The 22587-nt window shown below is 68.2% G+C and carries 24 protein-coding genes; 10 read left to right on the top strand and 14 right to left on the bottom strand.

Annotated elements, in window-relative coordinates; translation table 11 throughout:
* Positions 1-27 precede the first annotated feature (27 nt).
* The 4 genes from AC1C2U_RS13360 to AC1C2U_RS13345 all read left to right on the top strand — a co-directional run bounded on the left by AC1C2U_RS13360 (position 28) and on the right by AC1C2U_RS13345 (position 4519).
* Positions 28-1479, top strand: a complete 1452-nt coding sequence (locus AC1C2U_RS13360) for an alanine racemase (protein ID WP_495362253.1) — start codon at positions 28-30, stop codon at positions 1477-1479.
* Positions 1480-1488: 9 nt separating this feature from the next.
* A complete protein-coding gene (locus tag AC1C2U_RS13355) occupies positions 1489-3261 on the top strand; it encodes an N-acyl-D-amino-acid deacylase family protein (protein ID WP_495362252.1) in 1773 nt (590 codons plus the stop codon).
* Between the two features lies 1 nt (position 3262).
* Entirely contained in the window at positions 3263-3994 is a 732-nt protein-coding gene (locus AC1C2U_RS13350) for an IclR family transcriptional regulator (RefSeq protein ID WP_495362251.1), read from the top strand.
* 141 nt (positions 3995-4135) lie between these two features.
* Entirely contained in the window at positions 4136-4519 is a 384-nt protein-coding gene (locus tag AC1C2U_RS13345; RefSeq protein ID WP_495362250.1) for a RidA family protein, read from the top strand.
* Between the two features lie 64 nt (positions 4520-4583).
* Here the strand turns inward: AC1C2U_RS13345 and AC1C2U_RS13340 are convergent, their stop codons facing one another.
* The 3 genes from AC1C2U_RS13340 to AC1C2U_RS13330 form a co-directional block, all read right to left on the bottom strand.
* A complete protein-coding gene (locus AC1C2U_RS13340) occupies positions 4584-5303 on the bottom strand; it encodes an SGNH/GDSL hydrolase family protein (protein WP_495362249.1) in 720 nt (239 codons plus the stop codon).
* A gap of 52 nt (positions 5304-5355) precedes the next feature.
* Positions 5356-6411 (bottom strand): aspartate-semialdehyde dehydrogenase, encoded by a 1056-nt coding sequence (locus tag AC1C2U_RS13335; RefSeq protein ID WP_495362248.1) that lies wholly within the window; start codon positions 6409-6411, stop codon positions 5356-5358.
* A gap of 216 nt (positions 6412-6627) precedes the next feature.
* Positions 6628-7902 (bottom strand): aspartate kinase, encoded by a 1275-nt coding sequence (locus AC1C2U_RS13330; protein WP_495362247.1) that lies wholly within the window; start codon positions 7900-7902, stop codon positions 6628-6630.
* Between the two features lie 125 nt (positions 7903-8027).
* Here AC1C2U_RS13330 and AC1C2U_RS13325 point away from each other — a divergent pair, with 125 nt between their 5' ends.
* Positions 8028-8522: a hypothetical protein gene (locus tag AC1C2U_RS13325; protein WP_495362246.1), complete on the top strand. Its 495-nt coding sequence runs from the start codon at positions 8028-8030 to the stop codon at positions 8520-8522.
* A gap of 34 nt (positions 8523-8556) precedes the next feature.
* Here the strand turns inward: AC1C2U_RS13325 and AC1C2U_RS13320 are convergent, their stop codons facing one another.
* The 3 genes from AC1C2U_RS13320 to AC1C2U_RS13310 are packed head-to-tail and all read right to left on the bottom strand — an operon-like array spanning position 8557 to position 12021.
* Positions 8557-8916, bottom strand: coding sequence for a nuclear transport factor 2 family protein (locus tag AC1C2U_RS13320; RefSeq protein WP_495362245.1), 360 nt, complete (start codon positions 8914-8916; stop codon positions 8557-8559).
* 39 nt (positions 8917-8955) lie between these two features.
* Positions 8956-9552 carry a recombination mediator RecR gene (gene recR, locus AC1C2U_RS13315; protein ID WP_495350984.1) on the bottom strand — a complete coding sequence of 199 codons (597 nt, stop codon included), beginning with the start codon at positions 9550-9552 and terminating at the stop codon, positions 8956-8958.
* Between the two features lie 3 nt (positions 9553-9555).
* Positions 9556-12021 carry a DNA polymerase III subunit gamma and tau gene (locus AC1C2U_RS13310; protein WP_495362244.1) on the bottom strand — a complete coding sequence of 822 codons (2466 nt, stop codon included), beginning with the start codon at positions 12019-12021 and terminating at the stop codon, positions 9556-9558.
* Between the two features lie 89 nt (positions 12022-12110).
* Here AC1C2U_RS13310 and AC1C2U_RS13305 point away from each other — a divergent pair, with 89 nt between their 5' ends.
* Positions 12111-12470 carry a TraR/DksA family transcriptional regulator gene (locus AC1C2U_RS13305; RefSeq protein ID WP_495362748.1) on the top strand — a complete coding sequence of 120 codons (360 nt, stop codon included), beginning with the start codon at positions 12111-12113 and terminating at the stop codon, positions 12468-12470.
* Positions 12471-12544: 74 nt separating this feature from the next.
* Here AC1C2U_RS13305 and AC1C2U_RS13300 read toward each other — a convergent pair whose 3' ends face one another.
* From AC1C2U_RS13300 to AC1C2U_RS13290, 3 genes are all read right to left on the bottom strand, one after another.
* Complete coding sequence (locus tag AC1C2U_RS13300) at positions 12545-13630, bottom strand: fatty acid desaturase family protein (protein WP_495362747.1); 1086 nt, start codon at positions 13628-13630, stop codon at positions 12545-12547.
* Between the two features lie 194 nt (positions 13631-13824).
* Entirely contained in the window at positions 13825-15120 is a 1296-nt protein-coding gene (locus AC1C2U_RS13295) for an MFS transporter (RefSeq protein WP_495362243.1), read from the bottom strand.
* Positions 15117-15695 carry an ArsR/SmtB family transcription factor gene (locus AC1C2U_RS13290; RefSeq protein ID WP_495362242.1) on the bottom strand — a complete coding sequence of 193 codons (579 nt, stop codon included), beginning with the start codon at positions 15693-15695 and terminating at the stop codon, positions 15117-15119. Before AC1C2U_RS13290 ends, AC1C2U_RS13295 begins: the two co-directional genes overlap by 4 nt.
* A 242-nt stretch (positions 15696-15937) precedes the next feature.
* Here AC1C2U_RS13290 and AC1C2U_RS13285 point away from each other — a divergent pair, with 242 nt between their 5' ends.
* Complete coding sequence (locus AC1C2U_RS13285) at positions 15938-16534, top strand: response regulator transcription factor (protein WP_495362241.1); 597 nt, start codon at positions 15938-15940, stop codon at positions 16532-16534.
* 10 nt (positions 16535-16544) lie between these two features.
* Here AC1C2U_RS13285 and AC1C2U_RS13280 read toward each other — a convergent pair whose 3' ends face one another.
* The 5 genes from AC1C2U_RS13280 to AC1C2U_RS13260 are packed head-to-tail and all read right to left on the bottom strand — an operon-like array spanning position 16545 to position 20242.
* Positions 16545-17615 (bottom strand): hypothetical protein, encoded by a 1071-nt coding sequence (locus AC1C2U_RS13280; protein ID WP_495362240.1) that lies wholly within the window; start codon positions 17613-17615, stop codon positions 16545-16547.
* Positions 17612-18256, bottom strand: a complete 645-nt coding sequence (locus tag AC1C2U_RS13275) for an ABC transporter ATP-binding protein (RefSeq protein WP_495362239.1) — start codon at positions 18254-18256, stop codon at positions 17612-17614. The genes AC1C2U_RS13280 and AC1C2U_RS13275 overlap by 4 nt, the downstream gene beginning before the upstream one ends.
* A complete protein-coding gene (locus AC1C2U_RS13270) occupies positions 18253-19275 on the bottom strand; it encodes a peptidoglycan-binding domain-containing protein (protein WP_495362238.1) in 1023 nt (340 codons plus the stop codon). The genes AC1C2U_RS13275 and AC1C2U_RS13270 overlap by 4 nt, the downstream gene beginning before the upstream one ends.
* Positions 19272-19904 carry a hypothetical protein gene (locus AC1C2U_RS13265; RefSeq protein WP_495362237.1) on the bottom strand — a complete coding sequence of 211 codons (633 nt, stop codon included), beginning with the start codon at positions 19902-19904 and terminating at the stop codon, positions 19272-19274. The genes AC1C2U_RS13270 and AC1C2U_RS13265 overlap by 4 nt, the downstream gene beginning before the upstream one ends.
* Before the next feature lie 2 nt (positions 19905-19906).
* A complete protein-coding gene (locus tag AC1C2U_RS13260; protein ID WP_495362236.1) occupies positions 19907-20242 on the bottom strand; it encodes a hypothetical protein in 336 nt (111 codons plus the stop codon).
* A gap of 297 nt (positions 20243-20539) precedes the next feature.
* Between AC1C2U_RS13260 and AC1C2U_RS13255 the strand changes: the two genes are divergently transcribed.
* The 3 genes from AC1C2U_RS13255 to AC1C2U_RS13245 all read left to right on the top strand — a co-directional run bounded on the left by AC1C2U_RS13255 (position 20540) and on the right by AC1C2U_RS13245 (position 22488).
* Positions 20540-21052, top strand: a complete 513-nt coding sequence (locus tag AC1C2U_RS13255) for an RNA polymerase sigma factor (protein ID WP_495362235.1) — start codon at positions 20540-20542, stop codon at positions 21050-21052.
* The gene (locus AC1C2U_RS13250; RefSeq protein WP_495362234.1) at positions 21049-22008 is read left to right on the top strand and encodes a hypothetical protein; all 960 of its coding nucleotides are present in this window, start codon (positions 21049-21051) and stop codon (positions 22006-22008) included. Before AC1C2U_RS13255 ends, AC1C2U_RS13250 begins: the two co-directional genes overlap by 4 nt.
* 108 nt (positions 22009-22116) lie before the next feature.
* The gene (locus AC1C2U_RS13245) at positions 22117-22488 is read left to right on the top strand and encodes a peptidase inhibitor family I36 protein (protein WP_495362233.1); all 372 of its coding nucleotides are present in this window, start codon (positions 22117-22119) and stop codon (positions 22486-22488) included.
* Positions 22489-22587: the final 99 nt, after the last annotated feature.

Genomic DNA, 22587 nt, shown 5'->3' with positions numbered 1-22587 from the left:
GCAGGATCGACGCAAACGCGTTGCAACATGCGCAACAAAGTCGACGTTGGAGGTATGCGCATGCCGCGGAGCACGAGGCTCGCCGGACTCGCCGGACTCGCCGGACTCGCCGGGCTCGCCGGGCTCGCCGGACTCGCCGCCGAACGACTCAGCGGAACCGACAAGGGCTTGCCCGCGCGCGCTGCCGGCCTCACGGTGCGCGAGTTCCTCGCGACCGAACCGCGACTCGCCGAGTTCTGGACCCCGCTGCTCGCGCTCGACGACCGAGCCCTCGCCCGCAACGCAGCCGTGATCCAGAACTGGTGCGACGACCACGGGCTCGAGCTCATGCCGCACGGCAAGACCACGATGTCGCCTGCGCTCTGGCAACGCCAGCTCGACGCGGGCGCCACCGGCATCACGCTCGCGACCCCGGGCCAGGTGCGCACGGCGCGCGCGTTCGGCGTGACGTCGATCATGCTCGCGAACGCACTCGTCGCGCCGGCAGCCCTCGCGTTCATCGCCGCCGAGCTCGCCGACCCCCGCTTCACGTTCCATGCCTGGGTCGACTCGCTCGAGACCGTGGAGGCGATGGAGCGGGGCCTCGCGGATGTCGCACTCCCCCGCCCCATCGACGTGCTCGTCGAGCTCGGCGCGGCGGGCGGCCGCACGGGTGCGCGCAGCGTCGACGAGGCCGCTCGCATCGCCGAACGCATCGTCGCCTCTCCGGTGCTGCGGCTCGCCGGCACGGCGGGATACGAGGGCAGCCTCGGCCACGACCGTTCCCCCACCGCGCTCGACGCCGTGCGCAGCTACCTCGCCGAGATGCTCGAGCTGCACGAGCGAGTGGGCGTCCTCGCCGAGGGCCCGCTCGTGGTCACCGCCGGGGGCAGTGCGTACCTCGACCTCGTCGCCGAGGTGTTCGCGCCGCACATCCGTTCCCTGAGCCCGTCGAAGGGAGCACGCGGGCCCACAACCTCCCTTCGACAGGCTCAGGGAGCGCCGGCTGCTCAGGGAACGCCGGCTACTCAGGGAGCGCCGGCTACTCAGGGGGCGGACGCCCCGACCCGCTGGATCCTCCGCTCGGGCGCGTCGCTCCTGCACGACGACGGCTTCTACCGCGGCATCTCGCCGCTCGACGGGCAGCTCGCCCCCGCGATGCGAGGCTACGCGCGCGTCGTCTCCCGCCCCGAACCGGGTCTCGCCCTGCTCGACGGCGGCAAGCGCGACTTCCCGTACGACGAGGGGCTGCCCGTGCCGTTCGGCGTCGGCGCGTCGCCGGGTGCCGCGGAACGGCAGCTCGCCGGGGCATCCGTCACCGCCCTCAACGACCAGCACGCCTACCTGCGTGCTGATGCCGCGTTGCCGGTCGCGATCGGCGACGTCGTGTCGCTCGGCCTCTCGCACCCGTGCACGGCGTTCGACAAGTGGCGCTTCATCCCGGTCGTCGAGGGCGGCGGCTCCGACCGGGTCGTCGAGCTCGTGCGCACGTTCTTCTAGGAGTCAGCCGTGTCCGTACTCATTCGCCCTGTGCTCATTCGCCCTGTGCTCATTCGAGACGTGATCGTCGTCGACGGCGACGGCGTGGGCGCAGATGCATCCGACGTGCTCATCGACGGTGAGCGCATCGCACGCATCGCGCCGACCGGCAGCCTCGATCGCACCGCTATTCGAGGCGCCCTCGTGATCGACGGCCACGGCCGTCTGCTCATGCCCGGATTCATCGACGCCCACTCGCACGCCGACGGCCGATTGTTCGACCCGGAGGTACAACTCGCGCTGCTGCGTCAGGGCGTCACGACGGTCATCGGCGGGCAGGACGGCGTGTCGTACGCACCCGGCTCCGGCGACTACGCGACCGAGTACTTCGCGGCGATCAACGGCGCGCATCCCACGTACCGAGACGGCGGGGTCGAGGCGCTGCTCGACGCCTACGACGGCACCACCGCGCTGAACGCCGGGTATCTCGTGCCCGCCGGCACCGTGCGCTACGAGGTCATGGGCCGGTCGACGGATGCCGCTTCACCCGCCGAACTCGATCGCATGCGCGCGATCGTGGCCGATGGCCTCGCGGCCGGCGCCCTCGGACTCTCGACCGGACTCGACTACACGCCAGGCATCTTCGCGTCCACCGACGAGCTCGCCGCCCTCGCGGCACCGGTGGCCGACGCCGGCGCAGTGTACGTGTCGCACATGCGCGGCTACGAGCACAACTCGGCGGCGGGCATCGCCGAGGTGGCGGCGATCGCGCTCGCGTCCGGCGCTCGGGTGCACGTGTCGCACTTCCACGCCGAACCGCAGCTCGTGCACGGCTTGCTCTCGGGACTCGCCGACGCCGGCATCGACGCGAGCTTCGACGCGTACCCCTACAATCGCGGGTGCTCGATCCTCGTGATGCCGATCCTGCCCGCGGCGCTCACCGTGCGCCCGGTGGACGAGGTGGTCGCGGTTCTCACCGACCCCGCAGGGCGCGCACGGCTTCGCGAGGAGTGGTTTCCCACCATCAGCTGGCACGCGAGCCTCGGACCCGACTGGCCCTCGATGCTCACGCTCGCGCACATCGCCGCGCCGGCCTACGAGTGGGCGCACGGCCTCACGATCGCGGAGGGCGCGGCCGAGGCATCCGCTCGCGCTGGTGCCGATGTCGGTTCTGGCACTCTGGCCGAGGTCGATGCGATCGCGTTCGCGCTCGACGTGCTCGTCGCGTCGCGGCTCGAGGTCAACGTCGTCATGGCGGTGCAGCACGAACGCGGCGACGCTGGACTCGCCGAGATCCTCGCCCATCCGGCCGCGATCGGAGGCTCCGACGGCATCTTCCTCGGGCGGCATCCGCACCCGAGAGCGCGCGGCTCGTTCTCCCGCTACCTCTCGCTCCTGGTGCGCGAGCAGACGGCGCTCGGCTGGGCGGATGCCTCGGCGCTCGTGTCGGCACGCGCCACCGCGCGATTCGCGCTCGGCGACCGCGGGTTCGTGCGCGAGGGCTTCCTCGCCGACCTCGTGCTCGTCGACCCCGATGCGGTGCGCGCGACCGCGAGCTACGACGAACCGCTCGGTCTCGGAGTCGGCATCGACGACGTGCTCGTCGCGGGCGTGCCGGTGCTGGCGGGCGGCGAACTCACCGGGGCGACGCCGGGCCGGGGCATCCGCCGCTCCACCGCCGGTCGAGTAGCGACGAAGGAGCGTATCGAAACCCAGCCTTCCGAGAGCGTCTCGCCGGGGCTCGATGAACGACTTCCTTCGCCGGCCGCGACCCGACCGACGGATTTCGGCGAGGACGACTGACATGTCGCAGAGCGTGAAACGCGCGGCCCGCATCATCGATGCGATCGCCGCCGACCCGCGCACCGTCGCCGAGCTCGCCGCGGCCTTCGAACTGCACCGGTCGACGATGTTCCGCGAACTGCAGGCACTTCAAGAGGTGGGCTGGGTTCGCAAGCTCGGCTCGGGCCGCTACACGCTCGGCACGCGGCTCGCCGCGCTCTCGAGGGAGTCGCTCGAATCGCTCGACCTGCGCGAAGTGGGATCCGAGCACGTGCGCCGGCTGCAGCGCCGAACCGGGAACACCGTACACCTCGCGGCACTCATGGACCGGTCGATCGTCTACGTCGACAAGGCCGAGAACGAGTCGGGGGTGCGCATGTACTCCCGCATCGGCCGCGCTGTCATCCCGTACTGCTCGGCGGTCGGCAAGGCCATCCTCGCCGATCTCGACACCGCAGGCCGTGACGCCGTACTCGCCGGCGTCACCTGGGAGCGCCACACCGACCACACGATCACCACCCGGGAGCACCTCGACCGCGAGCTCGCGCTCGTGAGCGCGCGCGGCTGGGCCACCGACGATCGCGAATTCGAGACGTTCGTCAACTGCATCGCCGTGCCGATTCGCTCGTCGATGGGTATCGTCGGCGCGCTCTCGGTCACCTCGATCCGCATGGTCGCCGACCTCGAGCGATTGAAAACCGACCTGCCCGCGATGCGCGAGACTGCCGAGCTCATCGCGCGCGAACTCGGTTGAGCGAGCGGATGCCGCGGCATCCGCTCGCCTGAAGCCCACCACCCCACCAACATCACCACCCCACCAACCAAAACCACCACCGCGTTGCCCGAATACGTACAGAGTCGGGCAACTCGAGAACATCGCCACACAGGAGGAAACATGTCCAAGATCGCCGTCACCCTCTCGAACGCCCCGAAGCCCGCCGGCCCGTACAGCCACGGGGTCGTCGCGAACGGCTTCCTCTACACCGCGGGCTTCGGCCCGCAGGATCCGGCGACCGGCGAGGTCGTGCCCGGCGGCGCCGCCGAGCAGACCCGGCAGGTGCTGCGCAACATCGGCGCGGTGCTCGCCGAATACGACCTGACCTTCGACGACGTCGTGAAGGTCACCGCCCACCTCGAGGATCTCGCGGACTTCGCCGAATACAACGTGGCCTATGCGGAGTTCTTCACCGAGCCCTACCCCGTACGCACCACGGTGGGCTCGCGCCTCGCGAACATCCTCGTCGAGATCGATGTGGTCGCGGCGATCCCGCAGGGCTGAGCGACGCCGTTGAACGACGGATGCCGCGTGGTCGATCGACCACGCGGCATCCGTCGTTCGTGAGTCACAGACCGAGCCGCGAGAGCTCCTCGTCCATGCGGCGCGCGATCTCGGCGTACCCCTCGTCATTCGGGTGGATGACGTCTGCGGCCATCCACTCCGGATGCCCCTCGAGCCACCGCGAGGCGCCCGTGATGAAGTCGGCGCCCACGTCGGCGGCCGCATCCTCCACCCACCCGGTGATCTGTTCGACGGAGTCCGGCCGGTCGTCCTGGTACCAGAACGGCTCGACCACGATGAGCCGGGCATCCGGCAATTCACCGGCGAACCGGCCGAGGTCGGCAGCGATGGCCGCCTCGATCTCGGCGGCGTAGGTCGGCATCGAGAAGTTGTCGTTCAGCCCCATCGTCACGATCACGATGTCGGGCTGCGGTTCGTGCTCGACGATCTGGTCGACGAGGTCGACACCGGGGCCGACCATGCCCGAACCGCGGTTGTTCACGAAACCGAGACCGTCGACGCTCGGATTGAACTCGTACCAGCCGCGCTCACCGCAGACGACGGTCGACCAGCGCCGGTCGGGCGAACTCGCGCCCGTGCCTCGCGTGTACGAATCGCCGTAGAACGCGACCACGGGCGCATCTTCGCTGAGCGGCGACGCAGGCGTGAACTCGGACGCTGCCGGCGTGCAGGCGGTGAGGAACAGGCACGCCGCGCCGAGCACCACGCCGACGGCACGGCCCGTGAGCCTCGCCTTCGGCCGGTGTCGCGATCGCTCCGACATCACGTCATCTCGCCTCGACTCGCCTCGCGAACCTCTGCTCGGCCGCCGTCGCTCAGACGCGCGCGGGCACCTTCGCCGCCACGAGCTCCGCGATCTGTACGGCGTTCAGCGCCGCACCCTTGCGCAGGTTGTCGTTCGAGATGAAGAGCACGAGGCCCTTGCCGTCGGGCGCCGACTGGTCTTGCCGAATGCGGCCGACGTAGCTCGGGTCGGTGCCGGCGGCCTGCAGCGGCGTGGGCACGTCGGAAAGCTCGACGCCCGGGGCATCCGCTAGCAGCTCGGTGGCCCGCTCGGGCGTGATCGGGTTCGCGAACTCGGCGTTGATCGAGAGCGAGTGACCCGTGAAGACGGGCACGCGCACGCACGTGCCTGCGACCCGCAGGCCGGGCAGTTCGAGGATCTTGCGGCTCTCGTTGCGGAGCTTCTTCTCTTCGTCGGACTCGTAGTCGCCGTCGTCGACGATCGACCCGGCGAGCGGGATCACGTCGAACGCGATCGTGCGCGGGAACTTGTCGGCAGCCGGGAACTCGACGGATGCCCCGTCGTGCACGAGCCCGATCGTGTCTTGCGCGACGGCGGCACGTGCCTGCTCGAGCAGCTCTTCGCCACCGGCGAGCCCGGCGCCGGAGACGGCCTGGTACGTGCTCACGATGAGTCGCTCGAGGCCCGCCTCCTCATGCAGCACCTTCAGCACGGGCATCGCGGCCATCGTCGTGCAGTTCGGGTTCGCGATGATGCCCTTCACGGCCTCGTCGATCGCGTGGGGGTTCACTTCGCTCACGACGAGCGGCACGTCGGGGTCCATGCGCCAGCCGCTCGAGTTGTCGATCACCGTGACGCCGGCAGCGGCGAACCGCGGCGCCTGAGCTTTGGAGAGCGTGGCTCCGGCGGAGAAAATCGCAATGTCGAGGTCACTCGGGTCGGCCGTCGAGGCGTCTTCGATGACGATGTCTTCGCCCTTCCACGGCAGGGTCGAGCCCGCCGAGCGAGCCGAAGCGAAGTAGCGGATCGACGCGACCGGGAAGTCCCGCTCCTCGAGCAGCTTGCGCACGACCGCGCCGACCTGGCCTGTCGCGCCGACGACGCCGATGTTCACTCCGTTGGTCATTTGCTCTTCCTCATTCCCGGCCGGATACCTCAGACGCCGCCCGTACATCAGTTCCAGTTTGTATGACATTTGCCGCTTTGGAGGACGAACAGGTCCCCAGGTGTCCTACAAAGGCAGGATTGTCCTACAAAGCGGCAGAGAATCGGTGAGCGGATGCCGCGGCTTCCGCGTGATCACGCGAACGCGATGACGCGCTCACGCGAACGCCGGTCGCGGTCAGCGACCGGTGCCGCCGTGCACGATCGCGTCGTCGTCGCCGTCGAGCTCGAACGCCGAGTGCACGACCCGTGCCGCGGCGTGCACGCTGTCGGCACGCGTGACGACCGAGATGCGGATCTCGCTCGTCGAGATCATCTCGATGTTGATGCCCGCCGTGGAGAGCGCCTCGAACAGTCGAGCCGAAACACCCGCGGCCGAGCGCATCGCGGCACCGACGAGCGAGAGCTTGCCGATCTGGTCGTCGTACTGCAGCGAGAGGAAACCGACGGCCTCCTGCGCGCTCGCGAGTGCGGTGAGGGCCTTCTCGCCGTCGGATTTCGGAAGCGTGAACGAGATGTCGGTGCGCCCCGTCGAGGCGGCCGAGACGTTCTGCACGATCATGTCGACGTTCGCGTTCGTTCCAGCCACGATCTTGAAGATCTTCGCTGCGACACCCGGCTTGTCGGGCACTCCGACGACCGTGATCTTCGCCTCGGTCAGGTCGACCGCGACACCGGCGATGACGGACTCTTCCACAGCTTCTCCTTCAGGCAGGCGCGCGGGATCGTAGACGATCGTCCCCTCGCTGTTGTTGAACGACGAGCGCACATGCAGCGTCACACCGTGGCGGCGCGCGTATTCCACCGCGCGGATGTGCAAGATCTTGGCTCCGGATGCCGCGAGCTCGAGCATCTCTTCGCTCGTGATGCGGTCGAGCTTGCGCGCCCGCTTCACGATGCGCGGGTCGGAGGTGAACACGCCGTCGACGTCGGTGTAGATCTCGCACATGTCGGCGCTGAGCGCGGCCGCGAGGGCGACAGCTGTCGTGTCACTGCCACCGCGGCCGAGCGTCGTGATGTCGCGGGTGTCGCGGTTGAAGCCCTGGAACCCGGCGACGATCACGATCGCGCCGTCGTCGAGCGCTTCGCGCAGGCGCACAGGGGTGACATCGACGATGCGGGCGGCGCCGTGCGTGGCATCCGTGATCATGCCGGCCTGGCTGCCCGTGAATGAACGCGCCTCGTGCCCCATGCTCTTGATCGCCATCGCGAGCAGCGCCATGGAGATGCGCTCGCCCGCGGAGAGGAGCATGTCGAGCTCGCGCGGCGCGGGAATCGGCGTCACTTCATTGGCCAGATCGAGCAGCTCGTCGGTCGTGTCGCCCATGGCCGAGACGGCCACGACGACGTCGTTGCCGGCCTTGCGGGTCTCGACGATGCGCTTCGCGACTCGCTTGATGCTCTCGGCGTCGGCGACGGATGACCCGCCGAACTTCTGCACGATCAAGCTCACGTGGTCTCCTGGGGGTGGTCTCGCTGGCAGCCGCTCGAGTGGCCGGCGCCGGAAGAACCATCATACGGCGGGCCGCATACGCGCCCGGCTATGTGACGTTCGCACGGCGACGGTAGCGTGGGCACATGTCGGAGGCGCTCGATGGGTGGTCGGAGTTCAACGTCGCGATGGTCGGGGCGACTGCCGCCCTGGCCGGCCTGCTCATCGTCGCGATGTCGGTGAACATCGCGACGATCATGAAGTCGGTGACGCTGCCGCCGCGCGCAGCCTCCTCGATCGCGGCACTCGTGCTGGCAATCACCGCCGGCGCATTCGGATTGGTCCCCGGCCAGCCGATCGTCGCGTACGGCATCGAAGTGCTCGTCGCGGCTCTGCTGGCCGGTGCTTTCCAGGTGCATGCGATCCGAGTGGTCATGCGTGAAGACCACGTCTCTGCGATGGAGCGGGTGCTGAAGAGCATCGCGGGCGTGCTGCCGATCGCCGCCTTCCTCCTCGGTGCCGTGCTCGTCATCGTCGGCACGGCGGAGGCCGGGCTCATCGCCATGGCCGTCGGTTCGGTGCTCAGCATCATCGCCGCGCTCCTGATGGCGTGGGTCGTGCTCGTCGAGGTGCTGCGCTGAGTGCACTGCCGCATTTCGACGACGGATGCCTCGATCACCCCTTGTGGGGCCTCGGCATGTACCACTCTGTGAACTCGGTGGCTCGGCCGTCGGCCGCGAGCCGGATGATCCAGAGGTTCAGGTAGTCCTTCTCAGCCGGATACTCGGTGCGGCCCTGCACGACGACGAAGCCGTCGTCTTCGTGCTCGATGTGCCAGTCGAAGGCCCACGTGCCCGGCTCATCGAGATCTTCGACCCACCCGGCGACGATCGCCTCACGACCGACACGGGGCTCGGAGTCGGGGCTCGTGAGGTACCGTGCATCGTCGGTGAAGAGCGCCCCGATCTGCGCCGGGTCGTTCGATTCCCACGCCGCGACGTATCCCGCGACCCACTCCGCGCCTTTGCTCGCCATGCCCCCGTTCTATCCCGGGTGGGTTGGAGCGTCAAGAGGTCACGTGACGACGCGACGGCCTTCGAACGCTCGGCCGAGGGTGACCTCGTCGGCGTACTCGAGGTCGCCGCCGACCGGCAGACCCGACGCGAGTCGTGTCACGCGGATCTCGAGGGTGGTCAGCAGGCGACTGAGGTACGTCGCGGTCGCCTCGCCCTCGAGGTTCGGGTCGGTCGCGATGATGACCTCGGTGACGGTGGCATCGGCGAGGCGTTGCATCAACTGCCGGATGCGGAGCTCGTCGGGGCCGATGCCGTCGATCGGGCTGATCGCACCGCCGAGCACGTGGTAGAGCCCGCGGAACTCGCGGGTGCGCTCGATGGCGACGACGTCTTTCGCCTCTTCGACGACGCAGATGAGCGCCGGGTCACGTCGCGGATCACGGCAGATCAGGCAGGTCGCCTCTTCGGAGACGTTGCCGCAGATCTCGCAGAACCGCACTTTGTCGCGGATCTGCAGCAGGATCTCGGCGAGTCGGGTGACGTCGAAGTGCTCGGTCTGCACGATGTGGAACGCGATGCGCTGCGCCGACTTCGGGCCGATGCCGGGAAGACGCCCGAGCTCGTCGATCAGTTCTTGAACGATGCCTTCGTACACGGACTACCCACGCTCCCCGAAGCCGGGGCGTGGCGACGCCTCGACCTCTTCGAGGAAGGTCGCACCGAGCACCTCGCGCACGACCGCCTCGCCGTAGCGCTGGATGCCGCCATTGACGGAGCCCTGCGAAGTGGTTGGCAATGGTCGTGCGCTGCGCGCCTTGGCCGGGGCCGGCGTGCGCACAGGCACTGATGACTGAGCCACGGATGCCTCGGCGACGACTTCGGCCTCGGGCCCGGGGTCGAACCACCCCTCGTCGTCTTCGGGTGGAGCGTCGGCGTCGTCGGGCAGATCGTCTGCCGCGGGCTCGGAGCGACCGGATGCGGGCGACGTCGAGCCCTCGAGCGCGACGGACGGCGTCTCGGCAGAAGTCCGCGGCCGCTCAGCGAGCGCGGTCGCGGTCGCGGTCGCCGTCGCTGCGCGGGCGTCGGCGGACGAAGCCCCTGTTTCTGCGTCGGCGGCCGGGTCGCTCGGGATGGCGACCGTCGCCCACGAATCGACGGGGCCGGCGTTCGGCGGTGCCATCGGCTGGGCGGGAGCGACTGGAGCGGAAGGAGCGGCGGGCGTGTTTCGTGCGCCGGGCGACGCGGCCACCTCTTCGATCGGCGCGGCCGGCCCTTGCGGCACTGACTGACCTGGAGGCACCGCCGGCGACGGAGGCGCTGCTGGGGCAGGCCCGCCCCCGGAGCCGTCGACCCTGGCGATGAACTTCACGCGAACGCCGAGTACCTCGGTGATCGCACCGCGGAGGAGTTCGCTGACGCTCTGGCCGGGTGCGCCGCCGCGGAAACCGGCGACGTCTTGCTCGCTGGGGAAGGTGAGCACGAGCACATCGCCATCGCGCAGGTCGCGCACTTGCGCCGTGAATGCCACCATCCACGCGCTGCGCTTCGTGCGCTGCAGGGAAGCGAGCACTTCGGGCCATGCATCGCGGAACTGCTGGAGCGTGACCGGACCAACGGGTTTCGCGGATGGGGATGCCGCTGCGGAAGCAGCTGCCGCCGGCTTCTCCGCCGGCGCGGACTCCACGGCGGGTGAAGTGGTGGACGGGGCACCTTGTGCGGATGCTGTACCTGACGCGGCGGGGCGTGCGCTCTGCGAGCTCGAGTCCGCCGTGCCAGGAACGTCACGAGCGGCAGGAGCGTCACGAGCAGCAGGAACGTCACGAGCAGCAGGAGTGGGCTCCCCTGCAGCCTGGCGTGCGGCAACAGGCGCCGCCGCGGCTCGAGCGTCAGAGGCCGACGCAGGCTCGACCCGCGCGCCGCCACGCGGCTCGGACGCCGTCGGCCCCGACACGGCATCGGCGACCCCGACTCGGCGTTCGAGCCGCTCGACGCGGGCCAGCGCACCGCGCTCGGTGTCGTCGGCGGCAGGCACGAGCACGCGCGCGAGCATGAGCTCGAGGTGCAGCCGCGGCGACGTCGCCCCGGTCATCTCGGTGAGTGTCTGGTTGACGAGATCGGCGACCCGCGAGAGTTCGGCCTGGCCGAAGACGGCGGCTTGGGCCGCCATGCGCGCGAGTTCGTCTTCGGGCACCCCTCGAAGTACAGCGGCCGCCGTCTCGGGCGAGGATGCAGCGACGACGATGAGGTCGCGCAGGCGCTCGAGGAGGTCTTCGACGAAGCGCCGCGGATCTTGCCCGGTCTGCACGACCCGGTCGGCCGCGGCGAACGCACCCGCTGCGTCGCCCGCCCCGATGGCGTCGACGACCTCGTCGAGCAATGCGCCGTGCGTGTAGCCGAGCAGCGCCACCGCCCGCTCGTAGTCGATCGTCGGGCCCTCGGAGCCGGCAATGAGCTGGTCGAGCAGCGACAGCGTGTCGCGCGGAGAACCGCCGCCGGCGCGCACGACGAGGGGCAGCACGCCGGGCGCGACCTCGACGCCTTCTTCGGTGCAGAGCTGCTGCACGTACTCGAGCATCGGCCCGGGCGGCACGAGCCGGAACGGATAGTGGTGGGTGCGCGAGCGGATCGTGCCGAGCACCTTGTCGGGCTCGGTCGTCGCGAAGATGAACTTGATGTGCTCCGGCGGCTCTTCGACGAGCTTCAGCAGCGCGTTGAAGCCCTGCGGCGTGACCATGTGGGCCTCGTCGAGGATGAAGATCTTGAACCGGTCACGGGCAGGGGCGAACACCGCGCGCTCACGCAGGTCGCGCGCGTCGTCGACACCGTTGTGCGAGGCGGCGTCGATCTCGACGACATCGAGCGAACCACCGCCGCCCCGGGAGAGCTCGACGCAACTGGGACAGACGCCGCACGGGACATCCGTCGGGCCCTCTGCGCAGTTGAGGCAGCGCGCCAGAATGCGCGCCGATGTCGTCTTGCCGCAGCCACGGGGGCCGCTGAAGAGGTAGGCGTGATTGACACGATCGGTGCGGAGCGCCGTCATGAGCGGCTCCGTCACCTGGGACTGGCCGATCATCTCGGCGAATGTCTCGGGCCGGTAGCGGCGATAGAGGGCGGTGACCACGCATCAATCGTAGTTGCCGCGTCCGACACCACGGCCGGATGTCTCTGGCGTACCATTCGGGAATCGGAAGGGGGCGTGATTTGTCTACGATGACTCAGGCACAACTCGAGCGGTTCCAGGTGAAGCTGCTGCAGGAACGAGCGGATGCGGAGGGGCGCTTCGCCGAGTTCGGCGACGTCATGAGCGAGGTGCGCGCCGCGAGGTCGGGCGCCTCCGCCGATGACGAACACGACCCCGACGGCCCGACGATGACCCAGGAGTGGTCGCAGCGCACCGCTGTGCTCGCCGACGCGCGCGCCGAGCTCGCCGACGTCGATCACGCACTCGCGCGAATCGCCGACGGCACGTACGGCATCTGCCGGAACTGCGGCAAGCGCATCACCGTAGGGCGCCTCGACGCACGGCCGACAGCCGAGCTCTGCATCGATTGCGCCCGGCTCGAGCGCTGAGCGGGCGAGCAGCGCTGCAGCGGTGCTCGCCCGCTCGCGCGCGAGTCGCGCGTCAGCAGCGCCTCAGCTGTGCGTCAGTCGCGGCGGCGGTACGAGTTGATCATGGGGCAGTCGAACGGGTCGCGCGCGGCGAGTCCGACACGGTTCAGATAGGCGATGACGATCGCGTACGACTCGATGAGCCCGGTCTCGGTGTACCGCACGTCGTTCTCGAGGCAGAACTCGCGCACGATCACTTGCGTGCGTGCCAACGCGGGGCGGGCCATGCTCGGGAACAGGTGGTGCTCGATCTGGTAGTTGAGCCCGCCCATGAATGCGTCGATGAACCGTCCGCCGCTGATGTTGCGACTGGTCAGCACCTGACGTTCGAGGAAGTCCACTCGCACCCCACGCGGGATGAGCGGCATGCCCTTGTGGTTGGGGGCGAACGAAGCGCCCATGTAGACGCCGAACACCCCGAACTGCACGAGCAGGAAGACGACGGCCAGCAGCGGCGGGAACGCCCAGAAGACGAGCGCGATGACCCCGGCGAGGCGAACGGCGATGAGCGTGAACTCGAGCCAGCGGCGCTTGACCGTGCCCTTTCCCAGCACGTGACGGATGCCGTGCACGTGCAGGTTGATGCCCTCGAGGAGCAGCAGCGGGAAGAACAGGTAACCCTGCTTCCGCGTGATCAGCCGAATGAGTCCGCGGCTCTCCGCGGCATCCTCTTCGAGGAAGGAGATCGTATCCTTCTCGATATCGGGGTCCCGGCCGATGACGTTCGGGTTGCCGTGGTGGCGGGTGTGCTTGTTCATCCACCAGCTGTAGCTGATGCCGACGACGAAGTTGGCGAGAAACAGCCCCGCCCAATCGTTCTTCGGCCCGGAATGGAAGATCTGGCGGTGCGACGCCTCGTGCGCCATGAACGCGAACTGCGTGAAGACGACGCCGAGCACGCCCGCGATGACGAGCTGCCACCACGAGTCGCCGATCATGACGGATGCCGCCACCGTCGCGCCGAGCACGACGGCCCAGAAGAGCGCCTTGCGCACGTAGAAGCCGACGAATCGATCGAGCAGGCCCTCGGACTTGATCTGGCGTGAGAGCTGTGCGAACCCGCTCTGCGCCGGGTCGACGCCCTCTCGACGGCGACCGGCCGTGCGGATGACGGGCGACATGGTGCCTTCGGTACCGTCGGGGCGTTCTACGAGTTGGATGCTCACGAGCGGCTCATCTCATTGTCCGAACGCACGAATGAACTCCAGTCGAACGCGTCGGGTGTGTGTGCTTCACGGGCCGGTGTCGACCTTGATGAAAGCGTATGGAGATGCAGCTGTGAATCGCATCACACCGGTGAGCCATTTCTCACCCCCTACCCCGGTACGGGGTGTGAGGCCAGCCCGGTGAAGGAGCGGAGGTAGAGCGGGCTCGACCCGAGCACGAGATAGACGATCGAGCACACGAGCACGGTCGGCGCGAGACCGAATTGCTGGGCCGCGAAGCCGCCGAGGAACGCGCCGAGCGGCATCGAGGCGACGACCCCTGCGGTCAACGCACCGAACACGCGGGCGCGCATGCCGTCGGGCACGAGCCCGTACATCGCCGTCGACATCATCGGGTTGAGCGCACCGGCGGCGAGGCCCGACGCCGCGAGCACGGGCAACAGCACGGGCACCGGCGCGCCGAGCGCCATCGCGAGGTACGGCGGCGTGCCGGCGAGCACGAAGCACAGGGCGAAGACCACTCGCCCCGAGTAGCGGTGCCCGACGGCCGCGAAGATCGCCGAGCCGGTGAGGGCGCCGGCGGCGAAGCATCCGACCATGAAGCCCAGGATCGCCGGGTCGCCGAGCACGTCAGTGGCGTAGACGGGCTTCAGCACGGTCATGCCCGCGGCATCGATCGCATTCGTGAGCGTCACGAGGAGCACGATCGAGCGCAGCAACGGAGAGCGGGCGATGAAGCGGATGCCGGCGACGAATCCGCCGCGCATGGGTGCATCGCCATCGGCGAGGGCGCCGTCCTGAGACTCCCGAAAGGATGCCTCGGCACGGCGCGGCACGAAGAGCAAGACGAGCACGGCCGACACCGCGAACCCGGCGGCATCGACGAGGAGCGCGGGCATCGGACCGGCGATCGCGACGAGCGCGCCCGCGATGCCGGCACCGATCATCGTCGCCGTGCGCTGCACCGTGGATTGCGTTCCCGCCGCCCGAGAGAGTGGCACCCGGGCGAGGGCGGCGAGGTCGGGCATGAGCACGGTCTTCGCGGTGTCGCCGGGCGCGTCGAGCAGCCCGCCGAGGAAGACGAGAGCGAGCAGCACGCCGAAGTGCAGGCCGACGGTCGCGGCGAGCACCGGGATCGCGAGCACGGTGACGCCGCTCGCGACGTCGGCGACGATCGACGAGGTGCGGTAGCCGAACCGGTCGACGAGCACTCCGCCGAGTGCACCGCCGATGATGAGCGGCACGGTCGCGAACACTCCCGCGACGCCGGCGGCGAGCGGGGAGCCCGTTTCGGTGAGGGCGATGATCGGGATCGCGATGAGGGCGATCGCATTGCCCGAGAGCGAGAAGAGTTGAGAGGCGAACAGGGCGAACAGCGGGATGCGGCGGCGCGGGGCATCCGTCGCCGCTGTCGTCGTCGTCTCGAGCGCCGAGTCGCTCGTCATCGTTCGGGCCTCGGGTACGTGTGAGTCATCCAGCGCACGGCTCTGGTGCCCGGGCGCGGCTCCCGGCCGACGCCCCACCACTTCTCTCGCACAGCGTCGAGTTCGGCGTTCAGCTCACGGAACTCGTCGAGCGTGAGGCGTGCCGCGCCGTCGCTGGAGTCGGACGCGGCGACCCACTCGGGCTCGAGCTCGGCTTCGGCGTCGATGGCGTCGAGCAACTCCTGATGGTAGGACTCGAGCACCGCGCGACGCATCGCATCGGATGCCGCATGGCGCTCGGGGTCGCCGAGGAACTCCTCGGGGCGCCAGCTCGTGATCAGGTGCGCGGCTCGCCACCAGCGTTCGCGCTTGTCGCGGGCGAGCTCTGGGGCTTCAACGACGAAGCCGTGCTTGGCGAGGGTCGCGACGTGGTAGCTCGCCGAGCCCGAGGCCTCACCGGTGCGTTCGGCGAGCGCGCCGACCGTGCTAGGCCCTTCGACGCGCAGCAGGCCGAGGATGCGCAGCCGCATCGGATGCGCGAGCGCCCGCATGGCGCCCGCGTCGTGCAGGTCGATGGTCTCCCGGGGGTCGTTCATGGGGCCAGCCTATACTCACAAGACTTCTTGCACAACACTCCTTGTGCGACTCGCGCAGCGCTCGCGAACCTCGATGCCGCTCTCGAGAGTGCAGTCGGCGCCCGCCGCAGGGCGGCGACTGCACCCTCGATCGCGGGAAGACCTCGACAAACCATCGAGAGTGGAGGAAGCCGCAGGAGGCCGTCGTCGAAGCAGGTAACGGCACGGCGCGCACTGGAAACAGCACCTGGGGAGGGCTTTTCATGAGTGAGCGAATCCTGACCGTGATGGTCGTATCGGGCAACGGCGTGCTGCGTGCCGCCCTGATCAGCCTCGTTTCCGCGCAGGCCGGGTTCCTGTTGATTGCGGCGTGCGACAACGGTTCAGATCTTCGAGCGAAGGTCTCCGACCGAAGACCCGATCTCCTTGTCGTTGAGGCTGAGTTCATCGACGCTGCCGAGGTCGTTCTGCTGCTGCAACTGCACCGCGGGATCCGCCTGCTTCTGATCAGCAGCGACGCCGAGTGCGTTCGGGCGCTGGACCGAACACGCAGCGGTGTCGCTTTACCGGTGTCGGCAAGTCCGGCGGATGTCACAACCGCACTCAGGTCATTCGTTGCGTTGCCACAGGTCGCCGACCGCACGCGCACGGTACAGAACGAATCGCCGAAGCTGACCGACCGGCAGCTCGAGATCTTGTCATTCGCTGCATCAGGGCGCTCGAACCGCGAGATCGCAATGATCCTCGGCATCCATGAGGGAACCGTGAAGCGGCATCTTTTCGAGGCGTTCCGTATGCTGAGCGCGCGGTCACGGATAGATGCGGTGAATCGTGCCCGGGCGCTCGGCCACCAGGTCTGACCCCGGAGCGTCAGTGTTGCTGGAAGTAGCGCACGAGGTGGGTTTCACGGATGGCTGCGGTGGCGAGCCCGGTGGCGAGAAGCCAGGCTGCGGATGCCGCGACGACGACACGAGTTCCGGCGAGCCAGGCAGCCAGAGGCGGATCCGAGTTATGCCAGGTCGCGGTGAACGCGAGCACGGTGAGCGCGAGCACGCAGGCTGGGACCCACCAAACCGTGACTTCGGCTAGGGCGATGCCGACGAGACTGGGGCGGGTGACGCCGACGTGTCGCGCCGATGCGAGTTCGAGGCCCCGGAGCCGCACACCGACGATCGCGAGCGCCGCGGCGATGATGCTCGCCGCCACCGTGAGTGCAGTGTTGGGCAGGGCGCGGAAGGCGGCTTCGGGGTCGAGGGTGCGCCCGAGTGTCGGGTTCCACTGGGTTGCTTCGCCAGTTCCACCGGAGCTGGCGATGATCGGTCCCATGATCTCGAGGGGGTTTTCTGTGGGCGGCCAGAATCGCACCCAGCAAGAGTCGAACGCCTCGTTGTCTGTGCTGAGCCCGAGCGCGGCACCACTCAGTGTGGAGTCCCGGCCATCGTCGGGGTGGTCGTAGGTCGCGGCGATGTCGGTCGGCGTGCCGTCTCGCACGAGGTAGAAGTCGTTCGGCACGTCGTCGAGTCCGACGGATTCGGCGAGGTCTGCGTCGACGATCAGTCCCGCCTCTGGGATCGTGGGGCGGATGTCGAGCAGCGCCGTCATGCCGGGGGTGGCATCGAAATACGGCGTGGGGAGGTCGGGCAGTAGGGCAAACCTGACGGCCTCGCCAGCGCGAGTGGCGCCGGATGCATCGACACCGTCGACCCGTGCGAGAGCGTCGCAGGCATCGCCGTCGATATCGTCGGGCGCGTCGAGGCGGAATACCGAGGCTCCGGCGTCACGGAATGCGACGGCGTCAGCCGTGACGTCGACGACGCCGCGGCTGGCGACACTGCCCAGGCTGACGGCGATCGCGAGGAACGCGAGCAGAGCCACCACGCCGTGGCTGGCCCCGGAGCCGAAGTTGCGGACCGCCTCGCGCCACAACTCGCGCAGTCTCACGAACGATCCTCGTCATCCTGGCCGGGGGCGACTCCGGTCCCTCGGGGCGGCACCGTGAGGAGGTCCACGACGGTTGAGCATGCGGCCACGACGCGGGGGTCATGGGTGGCGACGAAGATGAGCACGCCGTCCCGTTGCAGCGACGCCAGCGCATCGCACACCTCGGCTGCGGCGGTCGAGTCCAGCTGTGCCGTTGGTTCATCCACAAGGAGCAGGTCGGGCTCGGATGCCAGAGCCCGCGCCAGCAGCATCCGCTGTCGCTCTCCTCCCGACAGCATCCGGTACGGCCGCTCCCCGGCGCGCTCCAGCTTCAGCAGTGCAAGGTACTCACTAGCGATGCGGGTCGCTTCGTGCCTCGTCAGCCCGCGGGCGACAAGCGGGAGGCTGACGTGATCCAGCGCGGTACGACCCGGCACACCGTGCGGATTCTGCGGCACCAGTGCGAGCCGACCCACATCGTTCGTCTCAAGCAGGCCGCGCGTCGGAGTGAGCCAGCCGCCGAGGATGGACAACAGGGTCGACTTGCCAGACCCGGACGGCCCCGTCAGTGCGACGAGGTCGCCGCCTTGCGCGTCGAAGCTGAGCCCTTCGTAGAGCGTCGCGGCACCGGGGTGGGCGAAGGAGAGATCGACGGCCCTCACCCGCACGAGGAGACCACCTCGGCAGCGGGAACCATGACTTCCTGCACCGGGCGCTCCGCGACGGCGAAGACCGTGCCCAGTTCGCTCGAGAGAATCTCCACCGACACGGTCTCGTTGCCGCTCGTGACGATGCAGCCGCTCGTTGCATCGCTGACGATCACCGCCGACGGCGAGATGCCGATGGCCGCGATCGGCTCTTGCAGGCGAACACCAACCGCCACGCCACGGCCCGGGTCCTTCACCCAATCGCTGAACGCACTCGTCGCGGCGACCGCGTTCATCAGCCCCGGGTCGGTGAGACGGCGATCCTCCCCGATCGGCACGACGACGTCACCGGCGACGGCTGCATACGAGCGCCCGGGAAGTTCCGCCGCAGACTCGGGGAACGACAGCCCCACGAGCGTTCCGCCCGCGGTCAGCAGCGAGCCGCCTGCAGCGATCGCCGTGCCCACACCCGCCCCGCAGGACGTGACGACACCGAGGCCGGCCGGAACCCACTGCACACGATCCAAGGCGACGTCGCCGGTCTGTTCAACCGACGCCGACTCCTGCATGGCTTCGACGGCGGAAACCGTTTCCCAGTCGTAGTCCCCCGACGCCGTCAACTCGTGCCCTTGCGCGATCAGCGAACGCTGCAGCGCCTCGACGTCGGTGCCTTCGCTCCCAGACCCCAGCTCGCGCCAGAGCGGCACGTCGGTGACGACTGCGATCCGAACCACCCCATCGACGCTGAGCAGATGATCACCGGTCGTCACCGCCGCACCCGGCACGCACGACGAAGCGGTGACCATCCCGCCGGCTCCGCTGAGCCCGACCGTCACTTCAGCCGATAACTCCGGCACCGCTGCCACCGTGTGGGCATCGTCGAACGCCCGCTCCGTCACCGGCACCGCACGCGGCCCCTCGACCGAGGCAGCCGACGGCGGCAGCAGTGGCGGCAACAGCAACGTTCCGACGAGCCCGCCGACCGCGAGAGCGAGAATGGCGACCAGCACGCCCCACCTGAGACGACCGCTCATAAGTCCAGCGGGTTGCTCGAGCACTGCTGCACGCGAGGATCGTCCATCGCGATACCGCCCGGGAGCGTCGGCAGATCGGCCGGCGGCACCGTCGCTTCGCCAGTCCCAGCTCCGGGTACGGAGTTGAATGCAGCGGAGAACGCGTTCACGTACTGATCCCAGTCTTCCTTGGCGAAAGCATCATCGACAACGCCCTGCTTCTGTAGACACTCCGCGATCAGAGCGCTGAAGTCTTCGTTCTCGGGGTTGACCTTCAAGAGATAGTAGAGAGGTTCGATGATCTGTGTGGTGCTTTTTGAACAATTCAGTTCCGCGACTTTCTGATCGCCCTCTGGCGCGGGTGAGACTGTATAAGAGCCGTCAGGAAGAGCAGCCGCTTTCATTCCCGCATCAGCAAGGCAATCGATGTACCTCTGCCGAACCTCACGGAACTCCGCCTCCGTGATCCGATCGTCATTGAGCACCTCGCGCTGAAAGTCGGTCTCCGCCTGCTGGCGCGCCTGCTCGAAGTCCGCATCATACGGCCCGCTCGCGCTCGGCTCTGACGTGCACGCTGCCAACCCGCCGATCAGCAGGAGCGCGCCGACCGTGGCAGTGACACGTCCGGCGCGCTTACCTACCGATGCCACGTTCAGCTCGATTCGATGAGGTTCGACTTGTGGAAGCGGCCGCTCGGAAGGTACGTGGTCGAAGTCAACGTGCTCGAACCGATCCACGGGCCGTAGGACGAGTCGACCGCCGAGTTCGTGCTGTCGGTGTAGTACCAGTCCTTGCGCGCACGCACCGTCGAGCCGTTATTGCAGGAGGCCACCTTCACCGATGCCTGGGCCGCGGTGTTCACAGAGAGATACGCCCCCGAGCACACCGCCTGCGCGGGCGCAGCCACTACGACGCTCCCCATCATCGCGAGCGCCACTGCCGCGACGGTTCCGAACGTTGCACGCTTTCTACTGGTCATCGACGTCATCGCATACTCCTGCCGGTATAGATTCAAGATAACGTGCTCCACGCCGAAAGCGCAGAATCGTCGCGTTGCATCTGGTGTGGTTGATCATGACCCCAACGGTGAGATCACGGGTGGAGCGTTGCACAGTTCGATATACCAACGCGAGCAGTCCACAACGAAAGACACACCCCGAGTACAATCTGCGACGACTACCTGGGCACGTGCTCACCGTCTGAAGAAAACGCCTGTAACGCGCAGTCACTTCGTGGAAACACCCAGAATGTGATGGTGCCCCCAGATTCGAACTCCGCAAGCCCGATGGGTGCGCGTGATTTCGAGGCACTGTTCCGCACCTACCATGCCGTGATCGTTGCGGCCGCGAACAACCGGCTGAGCAATGTCGGCGATGCCGAGGATGCCGCTGCCGAGGTCTTCGCACAGGCGTGGCGCCGCCGCGACGATGCGGCGCGCGTGTTCACCATCGCGTGGCTCTATTCAACCCTGCGCAACGTGGTCGGCAACCAGTACCGGGGTCGCATTCGGCATGCACGCCGCGTCGAACGAGCCGAGGGTCATCTTCGAGACCTGAACGCGGATGTCTCAGACGAGGTACTCGATGTCCGAGCGGCCGTGAATACCCTCGATCTGCTGGATCGGGAGCTCATCTGGATGGCGTTCTGGGAAGACCTGACCCGCGAGGAGATGGCCGAGATCCTCGGCTGCTCGGCTGCGAACCTGCGGGTGCGTCTGCACCGAGCGAAGAAGCGCCTGGAGGTTGCATTGGCCGAAGCACCGGTGACCGCCGTGACCGTGAACGCGGAGGCGACGTGAACGACTTCGAGCTGAGCAGGCGCCTCGAGGGCGCTCGCCCCGAACTTCCACGACGTGGCGACCCCTTGTCGCCCGCCGCAGACGCGACCCTGCACAGGGTCATGAACGGTGACCGGGTTCCCCGCCCGCAGCGCCGGTCATCGATCTATGTGTCGGTCGCGGCTGCCGTCGCGATCCTCCTGGCCGTGACGATCGGTGCGATCGTCGTTGCACGGCCGGCGGCGGTCTACGCGACTGCCACTCCTCCGCTGCTGCACCCCAGCCCAATCGAGGGAACGTCGGAACAACTGCTGATGCAGATGAGTACACAATTGAAGCCCAGCGTGCCCACGACGACGGTCAAGGTGCAGTCATGGGGACTCTCAATGACGATCGGTGAGGAGGGCACGATCGAGAAGGTCTCCATCGAACCAGAGGTGCGCACGGTGGAACATGGACCCGCCGGGTCACGCATCGAGGTCCGCCGCGGCGAGCCGTACGATTCTGACGGCGTACCGATGCGCGTCGACGGGTACCAGGTGGGCGAGTTGATCTGGGAGCAGGAGTACGCGCCGGGCGAGTTCCCCTTCGTCTATGGCGAGCCGCCGGTCTCGACTCCTGAGTTCGGGGCGTTCCTTCGTCAGCCGACCGGTGCCGCCGAGTTCACGACCGGGGAGTACATCAACGAGCTGAACTCGATGCTCAGCGAACGTCATCTCACGAGCCAACAATCCAAAGCAGCACTCGAGTTCCTCGCGGGCCTTCCCGACCTTGAGGTAGAGGGGAAGGTGGTCGACCGGCTCGGTCGCTCCGGCATCTCCTTCGCGACCGAGACCCGGACTCCGGGCGAGTTCATCGACCGCATCATCGTCTCCGACGAAGGCCTCGGCATCCTCTCCATCGAGGTCACCTACGTGGGACACGACCGCACGGACATCCAGGCCCCTGCAGTCTTCAGATACTTCGCCTGGGAATGAAAGGTCGACCCGTTGTTTTTCACCCGAATCGCCGCCGTACTCACGTTCACCGGACTGCAACTTGCTGTCTCTGTCGGCCCCGCAACCGCGGTGATGCCTGCCTCTGACTTGCAGTCCCGCATCGAACAGGCGCTTGAGGACTTTCCGGGTGGTCTGCAGACCGCCGCGAACGAGGTCACGTGGGACGATGGCGACGTCGTTCTCACCATTGTCGATCCGGCCGCACCCGCCGTCTATGCGGTCGGCAACTGCGCCACCGGGGCGCACTGCGTGTACGACGCGCCCGGCCTTCAGGGCAGCAAGCTGACCTTCTCCTCCTGCACCACGCAATCGGTCGCTCCGCTCGGTGCCACGGTGCGCTCGATCGCGAACGCGCGCAGTGTTGTCGTCCGGGCGTACAACGACCTCGGTTCAGTCGGTTCCGTCGCAGCCAACAGCTCGCTGGACAACAGCTGGACGCTGACGAAGATCGGATGCTGATCGCCGTGTAACGCATTGTCGGATCCGCGCGCACCCACCCCCGGCGCGCGCACCAACGGAGCAGCGCCGGTCGGCCGCATCCGGAGCAAATTCACACCA

The organism is Agromyces sp. Y575, assembly GCF_059445445.1.
The sequence above is the reverse complement of the archived record's forward strand: the minus strand, read 5'-3'. Positions and strand labels throughout refer to the sequence as shown.

Excerpts from the sequence above, each read along its gene's own strand:
- AC1C2U_RS13335 (WP_495362248.1), bottom strand. The coding sequence starts at position 6,411 with ATGACCAACGGAGTGAACATCGGCGTCGTCGGCGCGACAGGCCAGGTC.
- AC1C2U_RS13295 (WP_495362243.1), bottom strand. The coding sequence starts at position 15,120 with ATGACGAGCGACTCGGCGCTCGAGACGACGACGACAGCGGCGACGGAT.
- AC1C2U_RS13350 (WP_495362251.1), top strand. The coding sequence starts at position 3,263 with ATGTCGCAGAGCGTGAAACGCGCGGCCCGCATCATCGATGCGATCGCC.
- AC1C2U_RS13285 (WP_495362241.1), top strand. The coding sequence starts at position 15,938 with ATGAGTGAGCGAATCCTGACCGTGATGGTCGTATCGGGCAACGGCGTG.
- AC1C2U_RS13340 (WP_495362249.1), bottom strand. The coding sequence starts at position 5,303 with ATGTCGGAGCGATCGCGACACCGGCCGAAGGCGAGGCTCACGGGCCGT.
- AC1C2U_RS13325 (WP_495362246.1), top strand. The coding sequence starts at position 8,028 with ATGTCGGAGGCGCTCGATGGGTGGTCGGAGTTCAACGTCGCGATGGTC.
- AC1C2U_RS13270 (WP_495362238.1), bottom strand. The coding sequence starts at position 19,275 with ATGAGCGGTCGTCTCAGGTGGGGCGTGCTGGTCGCCATTCTCGCTCTC.
- AC1C2U_RS13290 (WP_495362242.1), bottom strand. The coding sequence starts at position 15,695 with ATGAACGACCCCCGGGAGACCATCGACCTGCACGACGCGGGCGCCATG.
- AC1C2U_RS13345 (WP_495362250.1), top strand. The coding sequence starts at position 4,136 with ATGTCCAAGATCGCCGTCACCCTCTCGAACGCCCCGAAGCCCGCCGGC.
- AC1C2U_RS13255 (WP_495362235.1), top strand. The coding sequence starts at position 20,540 with ATGGGTGCGCGTGATTTCGAGGCACTGTTCCGCACCTACCATGCCGTG.
- AC1C2U_RS13260 (WP_495362236.1), bottom strand. The coding sequence starts at position 20,242 with ATGACGTCGATGACCAGTAGAAAGCGTGCAACGTTCGGAACCGTCGCG.
- AC1C2U_RS13305 (WP_495362748.1), top strand. The coding sequence starts at position 12,111 with ATGACTCAGGCACAACTCGAGCGGTTCCAGGTGAAGCTGCTGCAGGAA.
- AC1C2U_RS13320 (WP_495362245.1), bottom strand. The coding sequence starts at position 8,916 with ATGGCGAGCAAAGGCGCGGAGTGGGTCGCGGGATACGTCGCGGCGTGG.
- AC1C2U_RS13360 (WP_495362253.1), top strand. The coding sequence starts at position 28 with ATGCGCAACAAAGTCGACGTTGGAGGTATGCGCATGCCGCGGAGCACG.
- AC1C2U_RS13300 (WP_495362747.1), bottom strand. The coding sequence starts at position 13,630 with ATGTCGCCCGTCATCCGCACGGCCGGTCGCCGTCGAGAGGGCGTCGAC.